The sequence below is a fragment of the Streptomyces sp. NPDC050674 genome (genome assembly GCF_040654575.1).
In the GTDB taxonomy this organism is placed as follows: domain Bacteria; phylum Actinomycetota; class Actinomycetes; order Streptomycetales; family Streptomycetaceae; genus Streptomyces.
The window spans coordinates 86,242-106,554 of sequence record NZ_JBFAIG010000009.1 but is presented as its reverse complement, the minus strand read 5'-3'; the positions used below and the strand labels follow the sequence as shown (position 1 = coordinate 106,554).

General features: G+C 68.9%; 21 protein-coding genes and 1 tRNA gene. 14 read left to right on the top strand and 8 right to left on the bottom strand.

Translation table 11 applies throughout. The features are described 5' to 3' along the window. Window positions 1-199: 199 nt before the first annotated feature. The gene (locus AB0I06_RS16965) at window positions 200-445 is read left to right on the top strand and encodes a hypothetical protein (RefSeq protein WP_363119577.1); all 246 of its coding nucleotides are present in this window, start codon (window positions 200-202) and stop codon (window positions 443-445) included. A gap of 24 nt (window positions 446-469) precedes the next feature. On the opposite strand, the gene AB0I06_RS16960 is transcribed toward AB0I06_RS16965, so the two are convergent. After that, window positions 470-955 (bottom strand): hypothetical protein, encoded by a 486-nt coding sequence (locus AB0I06_RS16960; RefSeq protein WP_363119576.1) that lies wholly within the window; start codon window positions 953-955, stop codon window positions 470-472. Window positions 956-1,170: 215 nt separating this feature from the next. On the opposite strand from AB0I06_RS16960, the gene yidD reads away from it, so the two are divergent. Beyond that, window positions 1,171-1,605 carry a membrane protein insertion efficiency factor YidD gene (yidD, locus tag AB0I06_RS16955; protein ID WP_363119574.1) on the top strand — a complete coding sequence of 145 codons (435 nt, stop codon included), beginning with the start codon at window positions 1,171-1,173 and terminating at the stop codon, window positions 1,603-1,605. 197 nt (window positions 1,606-1,802) lie between these two features. Here the strand turns inward: yidD and AB0I06_RS16950 are convergent, their stop codons facing one another. Further along, window positions 1,803-2,990 carry a spermidine/putrescine ABC transporter substrate-binding protein gene (locus tag AB0I06_RS16950; RefSeq protein ID WP_363119573.1) on the bottom strand — a complete coding sequence of 396 codons (1,188 nt, stop codon included), beginning with the start codon at window positions 2,988-2,990 and terminating at the stop codon, window positions 1,803-1,805. 410 nt (window positions 2,991-3,400) lie between these two features. Here AB0I06_RS16950 and AB0I06_RS16945 point away from each other — a divergent pair, with 410 nt between their 5' ends. From AB0I06_RS16945 to AB0I06_RS16930, 4 genes are all read left to right on the top strand, one after another. Beyond that, window positions 3,401-3,916: a hypothetical protein gene (locus tag AB0I06_RS16945; RefSeq protein ID WP_363119572.1), complete on the top strand. Its 516-nt coding sequence runs from the start codon at window positions 3,401-3,403 to the stop codon at window positions 3,914-3,916. Window positions 3,917-4,111: 195 nt separating this feature from the next. Beyond that, complete coding sequence (locus tag AB0I06_RS16940; RefSeq protein WP_363119571.1) at window positions 4,112-6,388, top strand: catalase; 2,277 nt, start codon at window positions 4,112-4,114, stop codon at window positions 6,386-6,388. 335 nt (window positions 6,389-6,723) lie between these two features. After that, window positions 6,724-6,927 (top strand): cold-shock protein, encoded by a 204-nt coding sequence (locus tag AB0I06_RS16935; RefSeq protein WP_030850640.1) that lies wholly within the window; start codon window positions 6,724-6,726, stop codon window positions 6,925-6,927. Window positions 6,928-6,982: 55 nt separating this feature from the next. Further along, window positions 6,983-7,055 (top strand) — tRNA-Met (locus AB0I06_RS16930). Between the two features lie 143 nt (window positions 7,056-7,198). Here the strand turns inward: AB0I06_RS16930 and AB0I06_RS16925 are convergent. Next, on the bottom strand, window positions 7,199-7,633 hold the full coding sequence (locus tag AB0I06_RS16925) for a VOC family protein (RefSeq protein ID WP_363119570.1): 435 nt from the start codon (window positions 7,631-7,633) through the stop codon (window positions 7,199-7,201). Between the two features lie 235 nt (window positions 7,634-7,868). Between AB0I06_RS16925 and AB0I06_RS16920 the strand changes: the two genes are divergently transcribed. Continuing rightward, window positions 7,869-8,813 carry an EamA family transporter gene (locus AB0I06_RS16920; RefSeq protein ID WP_363119569.1) on the top strand — a complete coding sequence of 315 codons (945 nt, stop codon included), beginning with the start codon at window positions 7,869-7,871 and terminating at the stop codon, window positions 8,811-8,813. A 27-nt stretch (window positions 8,814-8,840) separates the two neighbouring features. Here the strand turns inward: AB0I06_RS16920 and AB0I06_RS16915 are convergent, their stop codons facing one another. After that, the gene (locus tag AB0I06_RS16915; protein WP_363119568.1) at window positions 8,841-10,646 is read right to left on the bottom strand and encodes a radical SAM protein; all 1,806 of its coding nucleotides are present in this window, start codon (window positions 10,644-10,646) and stop codon (window positions 8,841-8,843) included. A gap of 210 nt (window positions 10,647-10,856) precedes the next feature. Here AB0I06_RS16915 and AB0I06_RS16910 point away from each other — a divergent pair, with 210 nt between their 5' ends. From AB0I06_RS16910 to AB0I06_RS16900, 3 genes are all read left to right on the top strand, one after another. Beyond that, on the top strand, window positions 10,857-11,441 hold the full coding sequence (locus AB0I06_RS16910) for an Imm21 family immunity protein (RefSeq protein ID WP_363119567.1): 585 nt from the start codon (window positions 10,857-10,859) through the stop codon (window positions 11,439-11,441). Window positions 11,442-11,624: 183 nt separating this feature from the next. Beyond that, on the top strand, window positions 11,625-12,827 hold the full coding sequence (locus AB0I06_RS16905) for a serpin family protein (RefSeq protein ID WP_363119566.1): 1,203 nt from the start codon (window positions 11,625-11,627) through the stop codon (window positions 12,825-12,827). 94 nt (window positions 12,828-12,921) lie between these two features. Beyond that, on the top strand, window positions 12,922-13,272 hold the full coding sequence (locus AB0I06_RS16900; RefSeq protein ID WP_363119565.1) for a hypothetical protein: 351 nt from the start codon (window positions 12,922-12,924) through the stop codon (window positions 13,270-13,272). Here the strand turns inward: AB0I06_RS16900 and AB0I06_RS16895 are convergent. Further along, a complete protein-coding gene (locus AB0I06_RS16895; RefSeq protein WP_363119564.1) occupies window positions 13,235-14,053 on the bottom strand; it encodes a hypothetical protein in 819 nt (272 codons plus the stop codon). The two genes, AB0I06_RS16900 and AB0I06_RS16895, sit on opposite strands and share 38 nt — an antisense overlap. 308 nt (window positions 14,054-14,361) lie before the next feature. Between AB0I06_RS16895 and AB0I06_RS16890 the strand changes: the two genes are divergently transcribed. Then, window positions 14,362-15,387 (top strand): hypothetical protein, encoded by a 1,026-nt coding sequence (locus AB0I06_RS16890; protein ID WP_363119746.1) that lies wholly within the window; start codon window positions 14,362-14,364, stop codon window positions 15,385-15,387. Between the two features lie 166 nt (window positions 15,388-15,553). Here the strand turns inward: AB0I06_RS16890 and AB0I06_RS16885 are convergent, their stop codons facing one another. Beyond that, window positions 15,554-15,919, bottom strand: a complete 366-nt coding sequence (locus tag AB0I06_RS16885) for a VOC family protein (protein WP_363119563.1) — start codon at window positions 15,917-15,919, stop codon at window positions 15,554-15,556. A gap of 92 nt (window positions 15,920-16,011) precedes the next feature. On the opposite strand from AB0I06_RS16885, the gene AB0I06_RS16880 reads away from it, so the two are divergent. Next, entirely contained in the window at window positions 16,012-17,049 is a 1,038-nt protein-coding gene (locus tag AB0I06_RS16880) for a WYL domain-containing protein (RefSeq protein WP_363119562.1), read from the top strand. On the opposite strand, the gene AB0I06_RS16875 is transcribed toward AB0I06_RS16880, so the two are convergent. Further along, a complete protein-coding gene (locus tag AB0I06_RS16875) occupies window positions 16,988-17,968 on the bottom strand; it encodes a phosphotransferase (RefSeq protein ID WP_363119745.1) in 981 nt (326 codons plus the stop codon). The genes AB0I06_RS16880 and AB0I06_RS16875 overlap by 62 nt on opposite strands. A 186-nt stretch (window positions 17,969-18,154) precedes the next feature. On the opposite strand from AB0I06_RS16875, the gene AB0I06_RS16870 reads away from it, so the two are divergent. Together AB0I06_RS16870 and AB0I06_RS16865 are read left to right on the top strand one after the other, a co-directional pair. Next, entirely contained in the window at window positions 18,155-18,562 is a 408-nt protein-coding gene (locus AB0I06_RS16870) for an RlpA-like double-psi beta-barrel domain-containing protein (RefSeq protein ID WP_363119561.1), read from the top strand. A 141-nt stretch (window positions 18,563-18,703) separates the two neighbouring features. Beyond that, window positions 18,704-19,132 (top strand): ATP-binding protein, encoded by a 429-nt coding sequence (locus tag AB0I06_RS16865; RefSeq protein WP_363119560.1) that lies wholly within the window; start codon window positions 18,704-18,706, stop codon window positions 19,130-19,132. 82 nt (window positions 19,133-19,214) lie between these two features. Here the strand turns inward: AB0I06_RS16865 and AB0I06_RS16860 are convergent, their stop codons facing one another. Beyond that, on the bottom strand, window positions 19,215-20,276 hold the full coding sequence (locus AB0I06_RS16860; protein WP_363119559.1) for a YihY/virulence factor BrkB family protein: 1,062 nt from the start codon (window positions 20,274-20,276) through the stop codon (window positions 19,215-19,217). Window positions 20,277-20,313 lie beyond the last annotated feature (37 nt).

Here is a 20,313-nt window from a genome sequence, read left to right as displayed (position 1 = left end):
TTCGTACGGGATCAAGGCGGCCAGTGTGGCGGCGTTCGGGCGGTGGGGGCAGGGGCGGACAGCTCGGGGTGCCTGAGTACGCGTACTCAGGCGGTTCCGGCGCCCCCCTGCCATCCGGCGAGCGGCACCGCACATCCCACTCCCACGTCGAGCCGCCAGCCTCTGCCTCGGTCCCTCCTACGAGGGGTGGGCGCAGACGATGTCCCAGGCCACGATTGACCGCCCCTTCCTGGTCCAGCGACTGCGGGAGTGGTCGCTCTTCCGCGCCATCACGCTCAAGCTGCCCTGGCAGCCGGACGACCTGCTCGCGTCATCCAACTGGCTCCAGCTCAAGACGGCCGCCGGGACGAACACCGAAGCCGTCGAGATCCTCGCCGAAGCCGGCCGCACCAAACGGATCCGCAACACCGCCAGGACCAGCCTCAACCACCGCAGCGACAGCTGACATCAGCTCACCCGCAACTCTTGACTATTGCTCCCGTCCCGCCGCCGGATCGCCGTCTCCCAGACCGAGCCACCAGTGTCCGCCGTCCTTGACGAACAGCAGTGTCTGCCGCTGACCGGTCTCCTCGTACACCACCGTCGCCCGGTTGAAGTAGTCGACGGGCCCCTCCAGCACGGTGACCTCGACGTGCCCGGCCGCTGCTTCACGGTAGTCGCGCACAAGCTTGGCCGCGGTCGGTCCAGGCTGCTCGTAGGCGGGCCCGGCGAGCTCGGTGAGACCCCGGGCATCGCCCGCTGCGAGCCGCTGTACATAGACGCGGACGAGGGTGTCGACGTCGTCAGCCGTCTCCCGGACGTCCGGATACACGGACTTCTCCGCGCGCACCGTCACGTCCACCTTGGGCGCATCGGCCAGGGCATAGGGGGACCGCAACCAGTTCCACCACACTGTGACGGCGATCCCGGCCACGACGAGCACGCCGCCGCACAGGAGCACGCCCCGCTTCTTCATACGCACCTTCCCCTCGGCATTCATTGCGCTGACGTGTAAGGCCGAGTGGTCGGTTCCCTGTCGGTCTCATATCGCGTCCCCGGATGTGATCGCCCTTCTGCGGCGGACTGCTCACCGAGATGCCTGCCGTCGCTGGGGGACAGAGGGACAGCCGGGCGTGACAGAACTCTCTGATTTGTATGATCCTTCCTCATCGCGAGGAAGCAGGGTGAGCAGTGACGCGGAACGGTCAGCGCCGGAAGACGAACGAGGACAGCGAGGATGAGGGCTGCTGCGCCGCCACGCTCGACACGCTGACCCACCCGTGCTGCTGCGGTGGCGTGTGGTCACAGGCGGCCGCCTTGTGGCTCGCGCTGCTGCGCCCCTCGCTGAGCACCGGTCATGGAGCCGACCCGGCCGCGCCCCCGCCACGCGGCCGGTTGGCCATCGCGATGTACCGGTCCGTGCGGCATTACCGCGTCGCGGTCAGCCCGACCCGGCCACCCTGTTGCCCGTACACCCCGAGCTGCTCCACGTACGCCGTACAGGCACTTCACCACCATGGCGCCCTCCGCGGCGGCCGGCTGATCCTGGCGCGCCTGCTGCGCTGCCGCCCCGGCGCGGCCCGCCGCCGCTCCTACCAGGACCCGGTACCCGCGCCCCGCCGCTGAGGGGCAACAGGACTCCGGCGGGTCGCAGGCACTGGCGACACGCGATCCGTGAGCCCATGAAGGACGAAGTACGGCCGGGGAGGCGTTTCAGAGAGAGGAGCAGACGGCACCCGACGGCCGCACCCGGGCTGCTCACACGCGCCGTGTCCCCGGCGCTGACAACAACCGCGCCCTCCCCGGCCCGCTCCCGCCCACCCTCACAGTCCCGCGATCTGATTCCACCGCTTGCCGAACTCCCCACGCTCGTGCGAGGTGATGTCCCGTGCGATGGCGAGCCGGCCGCGCAGCTCCGTGTCGGGCAAAATCAACGGATTCTCGGCGAGGGCGGCGCTCTCCTCGTCCCCCGCGGAGGCCAGCACGTCCCGGGCGGCCGGCACCGGGCAGACGTAGTTGACCCAGGCGGCCAGCTCGGCGGCGACCTCGGGATCGTAGTAGTAGTCGATGAGCCGCTCCGCATTGGTCTTGTGGCGGGCGAGGTTGGGAATCATCAGCGACTCGGCCCACAGCTCGGCGCCCTCCTCGGGTACGACGAACTGGATGTCCGGGTCGTCGGCCTGGAGCTGGATCACATCCCCCGAATACGCCTGGCAGGCCAGGACGTCACCACTGGACAGGTCCTTGATGTAGTCGTTGCCCGTGAAGCGCCGGATCTGTCCCTTCTTCACCTGCACCTCCACCTGGTCGCAGACGGTGTGGAAGTCGTCGGCCGTCCACCGGGTGATGTCGACGCCGTTGCCCCGCATCAGCAGTGCGAACGCCTCGTCCAGACCGGACAACAGAGTGATCCGGCCCTTCAGGTCGCTCGCCCACAGATCCGAGACCTGCCGTATCTCCCGGCCGGTCCTGCGCCGGTTGTACGCGATGCCGGTGATGCCGGACTGCCACGGCACCGTGCGGGTGCGGCCGGGGTCGAACGCGGGCGACCGCAACTGCGGGTCGAGGTACCGGGTCACGTTCGGCTGCCGGGCTCGATCCATCTCCTGCACCCAGCCGAGCCGGACGAACCGCGCGCTCATCCAGTCACTGAGGACGATCAGATCGCGGCCGGTGGGCTGATGGTTCATCAGCGCAGGGCTGATCTTGCCGAAGAACTCGTCGTTGTCGTTGATCTCCTCGACGTACTCGACCGAGATCCCCGTGCGCTCCTGGAAGGCCTCCAGAGTGGGCCGCCGCGAGGGGCGATCGTCATCGGTGTCGATGTACAGCGGCCAGTTCGCCCAGTTCAGCCTCCGTTCGGTGGAGGACAGGTCGGCGGCGGCGCGGTCACCGGGCCGTACATACGCGGCCGGGACACCACACCCGGCGAGTCCGCCGAGCACCGCGCCGGAGCCCAGCGCGCGCATCAGGGTGCGGCGGGGGAGCGGAGGGGTCGTGTTCAGGGGCATGGGGGCAGCATGCCGGGCCCGCGCTACGGAGCCTCATCTTCCGTATATGGGCACGCCTGTGGCGGCATGCCGCATCACCCCCGGGGAAATCGAAATGTCCCAGAGGTGCACTCTCACATCCCGGAGGAAAGAGCGATGACCTCACACAACACTCCGCAGCGACAGGGACTGGGGAGGCTCGAACCCGGGACCAGACAGCGCGCCCAATTACCCGGCCGTATCGCCGATATCGCCTGGACCTCACTGTGGGTCCTCGTCGCCCTGTGGGCCGTCTGGGCCTCCGTCGGCGTCGTACGCGGGGTGACGGCGTGGGGGTACTGCGTCGGAGCCTGGACGCTGCTGGCCGTCGCACTGGCCATGCGGGTCGTGGTCAACCGCCGCCGCACCCGGATGTAGGCCAGGAGCCGCTCATGGAACGCATGAATTCCTATCTCGGCAAACACCTGTGGCTCCAGCTCCTGCTGTCCCTCCTCGCCGCGTGCGTGGTGGTCCCGCTGCTGTACCCGGAGCGCTCGCTCGTCGAGGCCCTCCCCCGCATCGGCGGCGCGGCTCTCACCGGTGTCGCGGTGCTGCTGGCCGTGCGCAGGAAGGAGAAGCGTGCCACCGGTGGCTCGGTGGACGACCTGGTGTCCCTGGACCGGATGCTGCGCCGGGGCGAGGTGCCCGACCAGCCGCACGCCCGCGAGGCCATGCGGGAACTGGTCGATCACCGTCTGCACCGCACCCGCCACCGCGTCGCGGCCCAGGTCGGGCTCGCCGTCATGTGGTCCGCCATCGTGGTCCTCATGGCCCTCACCACAGGCCTGCGCCAGACCCTCGGCATGAGCGTGTTCGCGGCGGCCTTCCTGACCTGGCTCGTCCTCTACGGCAACCTTCAGCACCGACGCCTGCGCACCATGCGCGAGGAACTTCGGGCACGCGACTGATGCGCCAGGCCTGCTGTGCGCAGACATGGCACGGCGGGCGAGGGCGCGACCACGCGCGATCTTGGCGGTGATCGTGTCCGACAAGCCTGACCAGTGATGAGTACGGAACAGTCGGGTACCCGGCGCCGGATCTCATGGCACCCCCATGACATGGCCGCCCTGGCCGTGGCCGGTCGAACGCGGAGGACGATAACGATGAGCCAGCCCAATCCCCTCAAGCGGGCGGCGGACAAGGTCACCGAAGCCATCCAGAGCACCGGCACGGGACCGGAGGAAGGAATTCCAGGCAAGCCGGCCCCGGAATCCCCCGGTGTCGCGGAACCGACGGAACCGCGCGAGCCCCTGCCGCCGAAGCCCGACCAGAGCGGTCCGGACACGATGTCACCCACGGGGCAGGCCACCGGCGCGTCCCAGGCACACATGGCCCAATCGGGTGCCTACCTCACCGATGCCCAGGGCACACGGCTGTACGACACCGACCACTCGCTCAAGGCGGGCCTGCGCGGACCGGTGCTGCTTCAGGACCACCACCTGCGCGAGAAGATCATGCACTTCGACCACGAGCGCATCCCGGAGCGGGTCGTCCACGCACGCGGCGCGGCGGCGCACGGCGTCTTCAAGAGCTACGGCACCGCGGCCGCCGTGACGAAGGCGGCGTTCCTGGCCCCGGGCGCCGAGACGCCGGTGTTCGTGCGCTTCTCCACCGTGCTGGGCTCCCGAGGCTCCTCCGACACCGTGCGGGACACCCGCGGGTTCGCGACCAAGTTCTACACCGAAGAGGGCGTCTTCGACCTGGTCGGCAACAACATCCCGGTCTTCTTCATCCAGGACGCCATCAAGTTCCCGGACATCATCCATGCCGGGAAACCGCACCCGGACCGGGAGATTCCCCAGGCCCAGAGCGCGCACGACACCTTCTGGGACTTCGTCACGCTGCACACCGAGGCCGCTCACCACACCTTGTGGAACATGTCCGACCGGGGCATCCCGCGCTCGTACCGGATGATGGAGGGCTTCGGCGTCCACACCTTCCGCCTGGTGGCCGCCGACGGTTCCACCACGCTGGTGAAGTTCCACTGGAAGCCCAAGCTCGGTGTGCACTCCCTGGTGTGGGAGGAGGCGCAGATCGCGGGAGGCGTCGACCCCGACTTCCACCGCCGTGACCTCGCCGACGCCATCGAGGTGGGCGCCTACCCGGAGTGGGAGCTGGGCATCCAGACCTTCCCCGACACCCCCGAGCAGACCTTCGAAGGCATCGACCTGCTCGACGCGACCAACCTCGTCCCCGAGGAGCTCGCCCCCGTCCAGCCGATCGGCCTGCTGACACTGAACCGGAACCCCTCGAACTACTTCGCCGAGACCGAGCAGGTCGCCTTCCACGTCGGTCACCTCGTGCCCGGCATCGACATCACCGACGACCCGCTCCTCGCCGGGCGGCTGTTCTCCTACCTGGACACCCAGATCACCCGGCTGGCCGGTCCGAACTTCTCGCAGATCCCCATCAACCGGCCGCACTCACCGGTCGACGACATGCAGCGGGACGGCTTCCACCAGGACGCCGTCCACCGGGGCGTCGCACCGTACCAACCCAACTCGCTCGACGGCGGCTGCCCGTTCCTGGCCGGTGCGGACACCGGGGCGTACATCGAGACGCCGGTGCGGGTGCCCGAGGCGAGGAAGGTCCGTGAGGCGCCCGAGTCGTTCTCGGACCACTTCAGCCAGCCGCGCCGGTTCTGGCTGAGCATGAGCCCGGTGGAGCGGGAACACATCATCTCCGCCTACACCTTCGAGCTCGGAAAGTGCTACGAACAGGCCATCAAGGAGCGGGCCCTTCAGGTACTGGCCAACATCGACGGCGAGTTGTGCGCACGCGTCGCCGAGGGCTTGGGCCTGCCGGCGCCCGAACCGACCGTCCCGCTCGCCGACGTCGAACCGAGCCCGGCGCTGTCCCAGGTCGGGCAGGCCTGGCCCACGGACGGCCGCCTCATCGGCATCGTCACCGGCCCGGACGGGGATCTGGACGGCGTGCGGGCGGTGCGCGAGGCGGTGATCGGCGCGGGCATGGTGCCGTTGGTCATCGCCCCCACCGGCGGCAAACTCGGCACGGGCGACGACGCGGTCACGGTCCAGCGGACCTTCCTGACCGCCCGGTCCATCGAGTTCGACGGACTGCTGGTGGCAGGGGTGCCCGCCGCGGGCAGCGACGCCCACGGCTCCCGCGACGCCAAGGCGCTGCCCGCCGGTGCGCTGGGAACGATCGACCCGAGGGTGAGCCTGCTGCTGTCGGAGGCATACCGCCACGGCAAGGCGATCGGCGCCTGGGCGGGCGGCGACGCGGCCCTGGAAGCGATCGGGATCCCCGCCGACGGACCCGGCGTCGTCGTCGGCCACACCGGTACCTCGGTACTGGAGCAGCTCCAGGAACTGATCTCCTCTCACCGCGTATGGGAACGGTTCACCACGACCGCCTGAAGCCGCGAGACGCCGTCCCGCGGGGCGGCCCGGGCTGCTGCCCCACGGCGGGCAGCAGCCACACGCACGTTGCGGATGGGGCAGGACCGGCGACGACGCACCGACGTCGGCGGGGAGGTCGATCACAAGGCCTTATGGCCTGGTCTGTGCCCTGATCGTCGTGGTGATGAGGACAGGGCCGGACCCTGTCGTCGACACGCCCCCATGATCGAAGCGGAAAGGTCGGATAAACGGCGGCCGAGGGGGTAGAACGGTTCGCGGGTGCCTTCCGGTCTCGAACGGCGCCCACCCATAGACCAGCCGGGACCCCTCGGCAATATCGAAGGACAAGCAGCATGGCCAGCGGCACCGTTAAGTGGTTCAACGCCGAAAAGGGCTTCGGTTTCATCGCCCAGGACGGCGGAGGCCCCGACGTCTTCGCTCACTACTCCAACATCACCGGCAACGGCTACCGGGAACTGGTCGAGGGCGAACCGGTCACCTTCGACGTGACCCAGGGCCAGAAGGGGCCGCAGGCCGAGAACATCGTCCGCGGCTGACGAAGGAAACGCGTATCGCCCCGCGTGAGCCGCTGCCCACGGTGGCTACCCGGCCCGCGGGGCGAAGCAGCTCGGTAGCCTGCTGGGCTCATGACCCAGAGGCCGCAGGTTCATAACCTGTCCCGCTGCGAGAACGAGGGGCCCGGCTGATGCCGGGCCCCTCGTCCTGTCTCGGTAACCTCACTACACAGACGCGAGGGAGGCGGTGGCTTCCCGCTTTCCCGCCTCCCCGGCTCCGGTCGCGACCCCCGTCCCGGCTCCGCGAAGCGCATCAGTCGACGCAGAACTCGTTGCCCTCGATGTCCAGCATCGGGATGCACGACTCGTTTTCCTCATCGGCGTACAGGGTCTGCACATGGGTGGCACCCAGCGCCACCAACCGTGCGCACTCGGCCTCCAGCGCGGCGAGGCGCTCGTCCCCGACCAGCCCGGTGCCGACCCGGACATCGAGATGCACCCGATTCTTGACGGCCTTGCCTTCGGGGACGCGCTGGAAGTACAGGCGCGGTCCCACGCCTGAGGGGTCACTGCAGGCGAACCACGAGTCGCGCTGCTCAGGAGGCAAGGTGCTGTTGTAATCGTCCCAGGTGGTGAACCCCTCCGGCGGCGGCGGTGCGACGTACCCCAACACTTCGCACCAGAAGCGAGCGAGACGCTCAGGCTCCGCGCAGTCAAAGGTGACTTGGAACTTCCTGATCACTGACATCGGCGCACCTTATCGCGTACCAGGGGAACCCTGCCGCTCATTTTCCCAGGCCGATACGCCTGCCACTCGTGGCCACCGGGCTCACCGGCGCGGGGCTTGGCCGACGGCGGCTCCGGACCGTCCGCTGACCGGAAAGCGCGGGTCCAGGCGATGCGGCTCCCTACGATGCCCCTGTGCGGTCACAGGTTGACGGACCGTCATGCATCGGCGACAGGCTCGATGGGCTGGAGGACACATGAACGCTCGGGACGCGCAAGCCGGCGCCGCGGCGTCGGACAGGGCGCAGTACCCCGCGCCGAACCCGGCACATCAGCTCAGGGCCACCGCGGTCGGCGCCGGAGCCGTACTGCTGTGGGCGTCGCTGGCCCTTTTCACCACCCTCACCGGGAACATTCCGCCGTTCCAGCTCACCGCGATGGCGTTCGCGGTGGGCGGCGTCCTCGGGCTGCCCCGGGCGCTGCGCGGCGGCACAGCGCTGGTCCGCGCAGTACCGCGCGGGGCTTGGATCCTGGGCGTCGGAGGCCTGTTCGGCTACCACTTCTTCTACTTCGTGGCCCTGCGCAACGCGCCCGCGGTCGACGCCGGCCTGATCGCCTATCTGTGGCCGCTGCTGATCGTCGTGTTCTCCGCACTGTTGCCGGGCGAACGACTGCGCTGGTGGCACGCGGCGGGCGCGGTACTCGGACTCGGCGGCACTTTCCTCCTGGTCACGGGCGGGCACGGCGTCCAGCTCCGTGGGGAGTACCTGCCCGGGTACGCGGCAGCCGCCGTCTGCGCGGTGGTGTGGTCGGCGTACTCGGTGGCCAACCGGCGGTATCCGAAGGTCCCGACGGACATGGTGGCGTTCTTCTGCCTGGCCACCGCAGCGCTCGCAGCCGTCTGCCATCTGCTGTTCGAGGATACGGTCCGTCCCGACGCCGGCCAGTGGCTCGCGGTGCTCGCTCTTGGACTCGGGCCGGTCGGCGGCGCGTTCTACCTGTGGGACCACGGCACCAAGCACGGAGACATCCGACTCCTGGGCACCCTGTCGTACTTCGCCCCGCTGCTGTCCACCGCCCTGCTGATCGCGACGGGACGGGCCGACGCGAGCTGGCCCGTCGCCGCCGCCTGCGTACTGATCACCGGTGGCGCCATGCTCGCCTCGGCGGACGCGCTGCGTGCGGCGCGCCGCCGAGGCTGAGCCGGTCGCGACGGCGTCGCGGACCCGTCAGGCGTCCACGGGCCAAGTCCCGCGGCGGACCATTTCGGTCACCTTGTCGGCGCCGTTGGCCCGCACCAGGAGCTCCAGCCGCATGCGTTCGATGTCCTCCGCGCTCCACCTGTCCGTGGCCATGGTCGCCTTCTCGTGCGACCAGCCGTTGTCGTAGTGCCGTACGACGTAGTCCTTCTGGAAGTCCCACATCTTGGTGCCCGGCAGCGGGGTCACGATGAAGGGGTTGGCGTATGCCATGCCGTGACCCATGAGCGTGACCGCGTAGTCGATGGTCTTCTCGATCTGCTCCAGCGACTCGATGTACGGCTCGCCGCCGGGCCGTTCGGGCGGGTTGACGAAACCGAGCATGAATCCGCCGGTGACCTGGATGCCGTACTCCGTGAACATCTCCACGATCTCGCCGGTGGCCTTCTGGAAGGCGTTGAGCCGGGGCTTGCCGGACTGCTCCAGGCTGTCCTCGTTGGCGCTCTCCACGGCGAGGTAGACGCTGTAGCAACCGCCGTCGGCCATGGCCCTGATGAGGTCGCGGCACGTCAGTCCGGAACGCATCGCGGCAAGGATGTTGCGGAAGTTGGGGTTGCGACGCTCGGCGTCGTCCATGCCGTTGGCGAACTCCTCACCCAGGTGGAGGAGGACGAGGTTGAACAGACTCAGACCGCCCTCCTCCACCCACGGAAGATCGTGCTTGCGCAGCAGTTCGAAGACGCGCATCGCGTACAGCGGGTCGTGCAGCAGGTGGTCGTCCTCGATGAGCACCTCGGTCACACCCTGTTTGGTGATCTCGGCGAGGTGCAGGTCGAACCAGTCGGTGCCGAGCGCCCGCCAAGGGCCGTTCACCATCGGGATGTAGCAGAAGTCGCAGCCCACGTTGCAACCGATGGTCGAGAAGATCTGCGCCCAGGAGCCGTGCTCACGCACCCGCTTCCCCGACGAGTGGTACGCCTGCTCGTACATGCGCATGTCCAGCATCCCGAAGTCGGGCAGCGGCATCATGCCCAGCCGCTGGTCCAGCCCCTGCCGCTTCGGCAGGATGCGCATGTACGGCGACTTGGCCGTGGTCCGCACCACGGCGAGGTCGGCCCGCCGATAGGCGACGCCGGGCACCGCGTCGATGTCACCGCCCTCCTCGGTCAGCGCCTGAAGCAGCGCGGTGAAGGTCTGGTCGGCCTCGTTGATGACGACGTGGTCGAAGGGGGAGTCCGGTACCGCGTACTGCCAGTCCCCACTGGGATGGGCGCCGCCCGTGACCGTCACGATCGCCGGGTCGATGTCCTTGACCAGGTCGGCCAGGGCACGAGCGTTGCCCCACTGGACCGTGTAGATGCACTGGACGCCGACGACGTCCGGTTCGAAATCCTCGATGATCGCGCGCAGTTGGGAGTCGTCGAGGCCGTAACGGACCAGGCCGCTGCCGGAGCCGAGGTCGACGAGCCGGCGTTCCTGCTCCCAGCCGGCGAAGGGCGAGTCGACGATACGGACGTCGAAGCCGGCGAGGCGGGCGTTGGCCGCGATGCGCAGCAGCCCGATCGGAGTGCCGGCGCGCTTCATGACCTCGAAGGTGTCCAGGCCGAGCGCCCGGAAGCTGCTGCGTTCGGGGGAGGGCTCCACCACCCGTGTGTAGGAGGGGACGACGAGCAGCACGCGGGGCGCCTCACCGCGGGCGCGCCGCCGGGTGCCGGAGACCGAGGTGCGCAGGGAGGGCTTGCCCAGGTGCCGCAGGGGCGGACGCTGGGGGGCGCTGGAGAACTTGACGACGGGGTTCTCGACGACCACGGGTAAGGGAGGTACGGCTTGAGTCACGAGTGCTCCTTCTGACCGGTTGACCAACGGACCGATGCGAACGGGAGTTCGCTGGCTATCGTGGCGCTCCTCACACTGTTGTGAGCGGCATATCCTCAGAAATGGCGTGATGCGGACCCTCGGCCGTGGCTCGGTGATCTGCCGTCGACAAGGCTGTCCTGGCCCATGAGCGCCACGGCTGTTGTCAGTGGGTCAGGGGATGCTGGCGGCATGAGCGCCTCTGCATCCACCGAAGCCAAGGAACCCCACACCGCCTCTGTCTGGGTGGAGTCGATGGGCGGTCCGTTGATCGTCGTCCCCGTCTCCGCCCTGGCCGCATGGCACGGGTGCACGGAGAGCGGGGTCATGGCGGGAGACGCCACCGCTCCGGACGACTACGACCGGGCTTGTGAGGTGGAGGATCTGGCAGGTGTGATCACCGTCGGCCACAGCGGTGCGCAGGCACTGGTGCTGGCGGACGAGCCGGCCACCACCTGCTATCTGCCCCGGCACCGAGTGTTCCTGCGGTGGCTTGCCGCCCGCTCCGAGGACGCGTTGAAGGCCGCGGCGGAAACTGTCCTCGCCGACCCGGCCACGCCGTGGGAGGAGTGCGGCACCTGGGTGTCGGAGGGCCCGGCCGTCCTCATGGACTCCGCCGAAGCGGGCTCCGACCTGGGCATCGAATATCCGGGTGGAGGGATGCCGGCGGAGGCGCCGGTCCCGCTGCCCGCCGGCCGCTGGAGGGTTCGCGCAGTCCACACCAAGGTCGACCAGGAGTGGGTCGGCCTGGTCCAGCTCCTGGCCACCGACTTCTGACCGGGCACTGCACGCAGCCTGAGCCATGAGACGGCGGGGGAGCGCACGCCTCAGCCAGTCGGATGTGTGTACCGGGCCCAGGGCCGAGGTGGGGGCGCAGGTACCGTACCTTCGGGTCGGGTGGCGGCGACATCGCAACCGACGTACGGCCGGGCGCATCATGCGTGCTGGGATGGGGGTGGAATGCGCGTCGCGACGACGACGGTCCGTGCGGTGAACGGGCTGACCGCACGGTGGGCGGGTGTCTCTGAGGACGGCACGGTGTTCTCGGCGGCGGGGGTGTGGCCGCTGCTGGCCCACCTTGCCGACGGGGCCGTGGGCCCGGCGCGGGCCGAGTTGGCGGAGGCGCTCGGACTTCCCGCCGACCAAGCGTCGTACGCCGCACGTGAGTTGCTCGCCGGCATGGGCGCCATGCGAGGACTTCAAACGGCATTGGGGCTGTGGACGAAGCGCACTCTGGAGCTGAAGGAGGAGTGGGAGGCGGGGCTGCCGGCCGACGCCCACGGAGTGCTCACCGGGGACTTCGCGGCCGACCGCCAAGCGCTGGACGCCTGGGCGGTGAAGCGGACCGGAGGTCTGATCGACCGTGTACCGGTCGCGCTGACCAAGGACACGGAGATGGTGCTGGCGAGCGCGTTGACCCTGCGCACGCAGTGGCTGAGCCCGTTCCACGAGGTGGGGTTGGAGACGGCGTACGAACCCTGGGCGACGAAGCCGCGTCTGGGCCTGTGGCGCTCCAGTGCCGTACTGGACCGGGTCGGGGTGGCGGACACACCCGGCGGATACGTCACCGAATTGAAGGTGCTGGGCGACAACGCGCTGGACGTGCACCTGCTGCTCGGTGAGGAGGACATGAAGCCGGGGCACGTGCTGGGAGCCGGGGTCGGCATCCTCGCCGGCCGGTACGCGGTCGTGCCGGGACCGCGGCTGCCCTACGGGAATGTGGGCCCCGGCCTGGGGGTGGAGAAGGTGCGCTCCACGCGCCCCCGACCACCGTCGTTGGTGGTGACGACCGCGGCGTACGACATGAACGCGAGCCACGATCTGCTGAAGCAGCACCGGTTGTTCGGACTCACGACGGCACGGGACGCCTCGCGCGGGCACTTCCCCGGCATCAGCGACTCCCCGCTCGCCATCGGGTCGGCCGCGCAGAACACCATGGCGAAGTTCGGCGCGCTGGGTTTCGAGGCCGCCGCGGTGACGGCGTTCGACATGGTCGCCGGGGGCCTGCCCGACCTCCGATACGTCACCACAAGGATCAACGCCGCCTTCGACCGCCCCTTCGGCTTCCTCGCCCTGCATCGTCACACGCGGCTCGTGCTGGCGGCGGGCTGGGTCACGGACCCGTTGCCGTTTCCCGAGCATGAGTTCGACGACGAGTGGTGAGCGGGACGACCACGCACACCTCCGTGCCGTCAGCAGACCGACGGCACGCTGACCACAACTCCACCCGGGGCGCGGCATATCGGAGTTCGGCACCATGACCGACCACCACACCTACGGCACCTCCACCCACACCGTCGGCGAGCTGCTCCGGGACGTCAGTGACTGCCTCGGGCTGGTCTTCACCGAGCGCGACAGCGATTACCGGGGTGTCTATCACGTCGCCAAGAGTCCTCACGGGCAGATCGAGATCCAGCCCAACCGGATCCCCGGCGACGACGGCGAAGACGACCTCTACGCTCCGGAACACCCAGTGGCCCGGGTGCTGTTGCTCGCTACTTCCCCGGCACCGGACCCCGCCCTGATGGCCCGCCTGGGCGCCATCGAAGGGCTCATCCACCTGGAGCACGTCACAGAAACCGGCGGAGGGAGTCCCTCACGTTGGTGACGAAGGCATCGCGGGTCAGGTCGTCGAGGAGGTCCAGGGAGAGGTACGGGTTGAGGTCTTCCAGCTCGACCAGGAGGAGATCGCCGTCCTGGGTACGGCAGGCGTCGACGCGCTGGATCCCGTGCTCGAGGGTGTTCCAGTCGATGAAACGGCGGGCGAAGTCGAGGTCGGCCTCCGTGGGCAGGTAGGGCGCGAGGGCCCAGCGCCGATCGGGATCGGGGGCGTGGAGGGCGTACTGGAAGGCGTCGTCGACGAAGTAGAACGACACCTCGTAACGGAAGTCGATCCGGGGCTGGATCAGGACGTCGTCGCGGGTGAGTGTGTCCAGTTGCCGACGAGACACGAAGGTGAGGCCGATGGAGTCCGCGCCCGCTCGGGGCTTGACCACATAGGCGTCGGACTGGGGCAGCAAGCCGAGGTTCTGGGGCCGGTCGACGGTGGGAATCACCGGCTGGCCGACAGCCGTCAGGTCGAGCAAGTACTGCTTGCCGGCCATGTCGGCCCGGCCGGACAGAGGGTTGTAGACCTTGGTGCCGCGGGCCTCGGCCTGGCTCCGGAAGGCGTCGTACGCCTCCTGGTAGTGGAGCACGGGGCCGCTGTTGCGGATCATGACCGCGTCGAACGCGTCCATGAGAGCGGTGGTATCGAGCGGATGGCACAAAGCCACGTCGAAGTCGTTCCGCAGCCGCGACGACAGGAAGATGTCCTCATCGCAGTAGCGCCGCCCCCGCGCCTGGTAGGCGAGATCGGTCACGAACAGAAGGCTGGGGCGGCTGGGCACGGGGGTCTCCTGGGTCGGTGGCCACCAATCTACTGACGCGGCGTGCACCCGTGCCCGCCGCCCGGCTCCACATCTCCGGTGCTGTGGTCGGAGAGTAACTGTCAAATCCCGTGGACCATCGCGGAGAACCTCAAGCCAGCTGGAGCCATTGTCCGCAAGGGGTTCGGCCACGGCCTGCCGGCCGATGGAGATCGTGGTGGACCATCTCCTCACCGGCGGCGGCGCTCTGCCGGGTGGCGCCCGTGCCGGAGCTCTTCGTGGGGCGGCCACGAGGGCCGTTGTCAGAGGCGATTGGCAAGATTGCGGCCATGAATGTCACTCCTGTCACTCCGCCACGGCCGATCGACGTTGCCGCGGTCTTTCCCCAACTGGCTCCGCTGGCCCGCACGGCGACCCGCTTGCACCCCCGCCCTGGGGCGCCGACGTGGCACGACAGCTCGATCGGCGGGCCGCTGCTGTGGCCCGCCGACGAGCCGTGGCCGCACTGTGAGGAACCGCATGTGGTGGATGGCATCAACCCAGCCCGGTCTCCGGCGGATCTGCGCCTGGAACGACGGATCTTCGCCGCCTCGCACGGCCGGGACCTGACTCCGGAGGAACGGGAGACCCTCGAGCGGATCCGGCCCCCTCGGACGTATCCGGTGAGGCTGGCGGTCCAGGCGTACGACGGCCCCATCGCGATGCTGCCCGTCGCGCAGCTGTACGCAAGGGACGTGCCCAATCTGAGCCCGCCGGAGGGCAAGGACCTGCTGCAGGTTCTGTGGTGCCCCTTCGATCATCCGATCATGCCCAGGACCCTGCTCTTCTGGCGTTCAGCAGCCGCCGTCACCGACATTCTCGACACGCCCCCCGAGCCGCCCGCAGTGCAGTTCGACGGCTATCTACCGGATCCGTGCGTGCTCGAACCGGAGCAGATCACCGAGTACCCCGACCATCTGGAGCTGAGCGAAGAACTGCGGGAGCAGCTCAAGCAGTGGAATGTGCCGCAGGCAGAAGAAGAAGACATGGATCCGGACACGTACTACGACTGTGTACTGTCCAACGCACCCGGCTGGAAGGTCGGCGGCTGGCCCGCTTGGAACTCCACCGACCCCAGCCCGCAGTCCTGCTCCGAGTGCGGCACCGGCATGGAGGTCCTGATGACCGTCGCCACGTTCGAGGAAGGGGACGACGCCGGGAACAGCTGGTCTCCGCACCCCCACCCAGGTGCCGGACCGTACCCCGGTCACCGCGGCTACAACGCGACCGGTGTCCAGATAGGCAGCGGCTACCGGCAGCACCTGTTCGTCTGCCCGGCGGAACCCGAGCATCCGCACATCGAGTTGATGACGTAGCTTGGCCAGGGCGAACTGCCGCAGCCGGCCGAAGCGGGTTTCGATCGGGTTGGCGCAGGACTCGTAGGCCGGGGTGAAGCACAGCTCGACCTTGTTCTTCTTCGTCTCGAAGTTCGGCGACGGCAGGCGCGACACCTGCGGTGCGTGCCTGCCGCATTGTGGCCTTTCAGCCCCGCGGTGCGACGCGGATACGGTTCCCGTCGGGATCGGCCGCGAGGAAGGTCAGCCCGAACCCCGCATCATGGGGCTCGTGCAGGATCGTGACGTCCTTGGACCGCCACTGCTCGAAGATCGCGTTGACCTCGTCGGGCCCACCGTCGATGGCCAGGCAAACCTCACTGGTTCGCGGGACGTCCGGTGACAGATCCTCGAACTGGCCGGACCACAGCGCGAGGTCAGCGCCTGGCCCGAGGCCGAAGGTGATGTATCCCGGAGTCTCGAACGAGGGGCTCATGCCGAGGAGGCCGCCGTAGAAGACAGCTGCGGCGGGCGCGTCGTTGACATAGACGATGGACACGACGGATCTGGTCATGGTTGTTCCTTCTCACAGGTGGCAGGTACGCAGCCATCAGCCTGATCGGAATATGCGCCGTATCGTGTCGTCATTCCTGAAAAACTTGGGGTGTGACCCCAGACCGTTTCTTCTCCCTGATGCTGCTCCTCGAATCGAGGGACGCAGTGACCACACAGGAACTCGCCTCGGCGCTCGGGGTGTCCCTTCGAACCATCACCCGGGACCTGAACTGGCTGCGCGACGCCGGTCTGCCGGTGACCGCACAACGGGGCCGCCTCGGAGGCGTGACCATGCCGCCCGGGTCCGGGCTCGACCTCACGCGACTCACGCCGGCCGAGCGTGATCACCTGTCGCTCACCGGGCTGGACGAGAAGCAACGTGCGGAGCTGAACGCAGCGGTCGAAAGCCGGCGGGCACTCTCCAAGATCGTCGCCACACAGTCACGTCGGGGTCATGAGCTCCTGCCGCTCACCGACGTAGTGCAGGTGGACAGCCGCCCCTGGCTCCAGACACGAGCTTCCGGCACGACTCCGGCTTCGCTGATCGGCCCAGTGCGGCGAGGCCGCCGGCTACGGATCGAGTACGACAGCCCACGCGAGTCATGCCCAGGCGACCTGCTCGTGGATCCCTACGGGCTGTTCGCCAAGGCCGGCATCTGGTATCTCGTCGCCGACTGTGCCCAGGTGCCACGGATGTACCGACTCGAACGGATCACGTCGTGGAAAGAAGTCGACCAGCCACGACGGATCCGCGAGAACCACACGCTGGCCACCGTCGCCGCGGCGCTCGTTGATCAGTGGGCACACCACCACGCCATAGAGGTCAGCGCCACCATCGACCAGACCCAGATCGTGCGGGCGCGACGGACCTTTGGCCAGCGACTCGTCCGGGACGACCATGAGGCAGCCGCCACCGGCCACAGGGTGACGATCCGCTTCCTGCGTCTGGAGGACGTGCGGGCATTACTGCCGTTCGGGAGCGCCATCACTGTGCACGGCTCCACCGAAGCCAGGGCTCATCTCCGCGACCTCGCCACCAGCCTTGCCCACCACTACGCGCCGTCACCAACCTCTCCGAACAGCACTCCTAGCCGTCCGCGACCAGCGCCAGAGCCGCGGTCAAGTGGTGCTCGGCGATGCTCCGCATGAAGTCGCGGTCAGGGAAGTCGCCTTCGAGCAGCCGGAGTGGCCCCGCGGTCAGTGACAGACGTTGGGTGAGCGTATAGAGCGCCAGCCGGTCTTCGTCGAGGCCCTCGACAGCCAGCCGCCGATGGTGCTCCTCCGCGTGGCGCAGCCGGAGGAAGGCGTGCTCCCACTCGACGTCGAAGTACATGAGGTCCTCGATGTCGATCAGGACGGGGTTGCCGTCCGGATCCACCAGGACGTGGTCGAGTCCCAGCTCGCCGTGGACGACCGAGTACGCGGCCCGTGGCCGTACCGCTGCGGCCAGTTCCCGCAGGAGCGCCTCGAGCCGATCGCGGGCGTCCGCGATCCTCCGGTCACGCGAAGCCGCCTCCGCCAGGCAGGCCATGGCGAAGTCGTGAGCGGCGTTCTCGCACGACTCCGCCCGCGAGGATCCGCCCCGGTCGATCAGGGCGACCTTGCCGAACGACGGCGCCCGGTGGCCCCGCATCGCCGCCATGGCCTCCGCGAGACGTGCCATCGTCGGCTCCGCCGCGTGCGGGTCGCGGTGCAGCAGGGTCATCAGGTTCTCACCGGGGAAGTCCTCCACGACGGCGAGGTCGGCCGGGTGGTGGGTCCGGTTCCGATCCACCAGGTAGACCTCGGGAACCCGCAGGCCCAACGCCTCCAGTCGCAGGTGGGCAGCCTCGAACAGGTCGAGTCCGACACCGGGCGAGAACACGTCCGTGAGGTCGCCGTCCGCCTCGGCCGTCGGCCAGTAGTTCTCCGACTCCTCCCAGACGTAGGCGACAGCCGTCGTGAGGTCGTCCATCGTCAGGCGGTACACGCCCTTTCGGCTGCCACCCGCGAGCCGCTCCACCGACTCCAGCCGCCGCCCACCCCCGAGCGCGGCCCGTGCCGCCCCCGTCAACCGCTCCCGCGTCATGATCCGGGGCGCCATGGCCGTGACCCGCCTTTCCGTCCGGTCCGACAACCGGAGCACCCTACGTGAGGCGCCACCCCCCTGCCGAGCGCATTGCCGGCTCATGAACCGACCCTGGCGTGCCGACGCGTCCTCGTTCGGCGTAAGCGATCTTGGCGCGTCGCTCTCGTGACCGGTAGCTGTACCGGCATGAAACACGGATCAGTCAGGCTGCTCGGGGTCGTAGCGGGTGTGGTGGCGCTCCTCCTGGGCGGTGTCGCCCCGGGACACGCCGTGGCGCGTGAGGACGATCGTCCGGCCGTCTCGGCGCAGGACACCTACAGCGGCCAGGCCACGTACTACGACGTCGGCCTCGGCGCCTGCGGCTCCATCCACAAGAACACCGACTTCGTCGCGGCTCTCAACATGGCGCAGTACAGCGGGGACTTGTGCGGCCGCACGCTCCGTGTCACCGGTCCCGACGGCCAGGTGGACGTCACCGTCGTCGACAGCTGTCCGGGCTGTGGTCACGGCGATCTCGACCTGTCACCGGCCGCGTTCCAGAAGATCGCTCCCCTCAGCGCGGGACGGGTCGCCGTGAGGTGGACGTTCCTCTGAGGCCGTCACCCGTTCCCGCGCCCACGGCATGCATGGCGGAACCAGGGGTACTGGCACGCCAGACGGGGAGTGAGGGCGAGGCCAGTGGGTTGTGCTGTTGACGGGGACGGATGTACGGCGCCCGAGGGGCATCTGACACGTGTGGGTATCGCCCTGGGAGGCGACGACGGCTGTATCGCGGACGCCCGCCAGCACGCCGTCGCCTTTCTCGACCAGGCCGGTGACGACTACGGCCTGCGGGTGCCGGCGCGCGCGAGGGACCTCACTCAGCTGGTGGTGAGCGAGCTGGTGACCAACTCCTGCAAGTACGCCGACGGTCCCGTGCTGGTGGAGTTCGGTCTGACCGTCCGCGCGGTGGAGGTCGTCGTGAGGGACAGCGACCCCGTACTCCCCGCGGCTCGGGCCGCCGATCCCGGCCGGATCGGGGGCCACGGTCTGGAGATCGTCAAGGCGGTGACCGAGGGCCTGTCCGTCGACCGGGAGGCGGCGGGCAAGCGCATCACGGCCCGCATCGGCCTGGCCGACGGCCCTGAGAGCGTCCTCGTCGGTCACTCACCGCTGTACCGCTAGCGAGGCGGGCGGCGTCCCGGCGACTGCCGGTGGTGGGGGAACTCGCCCGGGCGGGACGTACGGACGTACCACGACAACCCCCTCATGATTCGTCCAGTCGGCGCATGTCCTTCTCCGTCCACGTCCTGGTGTCGCGTGGCTGGGTGTAGGGCTCCTTGTCCGGTCGCAGGCCGCCGGCGATCGCCCGCTGCCGGACGATCTCCGCGTCGAACTCCAGGCCGAGCAGGATCGCCAGATTGCTGATCCACAGCCAGATCAGGAAGACGATGACACCGGCCATGGTGCCGTACGTCCTGTTGTACGAGGCGAAGTGGGCCACGTAGAGGGCGAAGGCGCCGGACGCGATCATCCAGATCACCAGGGCCAGGAAGCTGCCCGGCGTGATCCACCTGAACCCCTTCACCCTGGCGTTCGGGCTGGCCCAGAAGAGCAGCGCGATCGTGAGCGTGACCAGGACCACCAGGACGGGCCACTTGGCGATGGACCACACCGTCAGGGCCGTGTCGCCGATCCCGAGGGCCGTGCCGGCCTGGTGGGCCAGAGCGCCGGTGAAGACGACGATCAGGGCGTCGGCGACGGCGAGCACCATCAGCACGATCGTCAGCCCGACCCGCACGGGAAGGACCTTCCAGACCGGGCGGCCCTCCGGCATGTCGTAGACACGGTTGGCGGCGCGGATGAAAGCGGCCACGTATCCGGAGGCGGACCACACCGCCAGGACCATGCCGACGAGCGCCATGACGGACCCGACGCCCGCGCTGCTGCGCAACTGGGTCACGGCCGCGGTGATGATGTCGCGGGCGGAGCCGGGTGTGAACTGCTTGAGGTTGTCCAGCACCGCGTCCGTGGTGGACCTGCCCGTGAGGCCGAGCAGCGACACCAGATCCAGCAGAGCCGGGAACAGCGACAACAGTCCGTAGTAGGTCAGCGCGGCGGCCCGGTCGGTCAGCTCGTCGTCCTGGAACTCACGCAGGCTGCCCTTCAGTACCGCCGTCCACGCCGTCCTCGGCAGCTTCGTCGGCGTGTCCGGTGCGCGCCGCTCCACGGCGGGCCCGGGGCCCACTTCCTCAGGCGGCGGAATCACGCGTTCCGGTGCTTTGTCGCTGCCGTCGTGCTCGCTCCGCCTGGGAAGATGCGGCTTCATACCCGCCGAGTACCCGCGGGCCTTCGCTCAATCAACG

Coding starts and splice junctions, on each gene's coding strand:
- AB0I06_RS16885 (WP_363119563.1), bottom strand. CDS start 15,919: ATGACCAGATCCGTCGTGTCCATCGTCTATGTCAACGACGCGCCCGCC.
- AB0I06_RS16910 (WP_363119567.1), top strand. CDS start 10,857: ATGAGCGCCTCTGCATCCACCGAAGCCAAGGAACCCCACACCGCCTCT.
- AB0I06_RS16900 (WP_363119565.1), top strand. CDS start 12,922: ATGACCGACCACCACACCTACGGCACCTCCACCCACACCGTCGGCGAG.
- AB0I06_RS16945 (WP_363119572.1), top strand. CDS start 3,401: ATGGAACGCATGAATTCCTATCTCGGCAAACACCTGTGGCTCCAGCTC.
- AB0I06_RS16875 (WP_363119745.1), bottom strand. CDS start 17,968: ATGACGCGGGAGCGGTTGACGGGGGCGGCACGGGCCGCGCTCGGGGGT.
- AB0I06_RS16935 (WP_030850640.1), top strand. CDS start 6,724: ATGGCCAGCGGCACCGTTAAGTGGTTCAACGCCGAAAAGGGCTTCGGT.
- AB0I06_RS16940 (WP_363119571.1), top strand. CDS start 4,112: ATGAGCCAGCCCAATCCCCTCAAGCGGGCGGCGGACAAGGTCACCGAA.
- AB0I06_RS16870 (WP_363119561.1), top strand. CDS start 18,155: ATGAAACACGGATCAGTCAGGCTGCTCGGGGTCGTAGCGGGTGTGGTG.
- AB0I06_RS16960 (WP_363119576.1), bottom strand. CDS start 955: ATGAAGAAGCGGGGCGTGCTCCTGTGCGGCGGCGTGCTCGTCGTGGCC.
- AB0I06_RS16950 (WP_363119573.1), bottom strand. CDS start 2,990: ATGCCCCTGAACACGACCCCTCCGCTCCCCCGCCGCACCCTGATGCGC.
- AB0I06_RS16860 (WP_363119559.1), bottom strand. CDS start 20,276: ATGAAGCCGCATCTTCCCAGGCGGAGCGAGCACGACGGCAGCGACAAA.
- AB0I06_RS16890 (WP_363119746.1), top strand. CDS start 14,362: ATGAATGTCACTCCTGTCACTCCGCCACGGCCGATCGACGTTGCCGCG.
- AB0I06_RS16920 (WP_363119569.1), top strand. CDS start 7,869: ATGAACGCTCGGGACGCGCAAGCCGGCGCCGCGGCGTCGGACAGGGCG.
- AB0I06_RS16965 (WP_363119577.1), top strand. CDS start 200: ATGTCCCAGGCCACGATTGACCGCCCCTTCCTGGTCCAGCGACTGCGG.
- AB0I06_RS16925 (WP_363119570.1), bottom strand. CDS start 7,633: ATGTCAGTGATCAGGAAGTTCCAAGTCACCTTTGACTGCGCGGAGCCT.
- AB0I06_RS16905 (WP_363119566.1), top strand. CDS start 11,625: ATGCGCGTCGCGACGACGACGGTCCGTGCGGTGAACGGGCTGACCGCA.